1 protein-coding gene is annotated in these 467 nt (G+C 44.3%); it reads left to right on the top strand.

Going from position 1 to position 467, the window contains the following annotated elements:
• Positions 1-19 precede the first annotated feature (19 nt).
• The coding region (locus D0S45_20830) for a photosystem II chlorophyll-binding protein CP47 (protein ID TIH05217.1) at positions 20-467 on the top strand (448 nt) is incomplete at its 3' end.

The raw sequence follows: 467 nt of genomic DNA, 5'->3' as shown, positions 1-467 counted from the left end.
TTGATAAAGGGGTATTTCCATGGGTTTGCCTTGGTATCGTGTTCATACTGTTGTATTGAATGATCCCGGTCGKTTRCTTGCTGTYCATATAATGCATACAGCTCTRGTTKCYGGKTGGGCYGGTTCGATGGCTCTATATGAATTAGCAGTTTTTGATCCYTCYGAYCCCGTTCTTGATCCAATGTGGAGACARGGTATGTTCGTTATACCYTTCATGACTCGTTTAGGAATAACCAATTCTTGGGGYGGTTGGAGTATCACAGGAGGGGCTGTAACAAATCCGGGTATTTGGAGTTACGARGGTGTGGCCGGGGCRCATATTGTGTTTTCTGGCTTGTGCTTCTTGGCAGCTATTTGGCATTGGGTGTATTGGGATCTAGAAATATTCCGCGATGAACGTACAGGAAAACCTTCTTTGGATTTGCCCAAGATTTTTGGAATTCATTTATTTCTCTCAGGAGTGGCTT

The organism is Marinifilum sp. JC120 (genome assembly GCA_004923195.1).
Lineage (GTDB): Bacteria > Desulfobacterota > Desulfovibrionia > Desulfovibrionales > Desulfovibrionaceae > Maridesulfovibrio.
The sequence above is the reverse complement of the archived record's forward strand: the minus strand, read 5'-3'. Positions and strand labels throughout refer to the sequence as shown.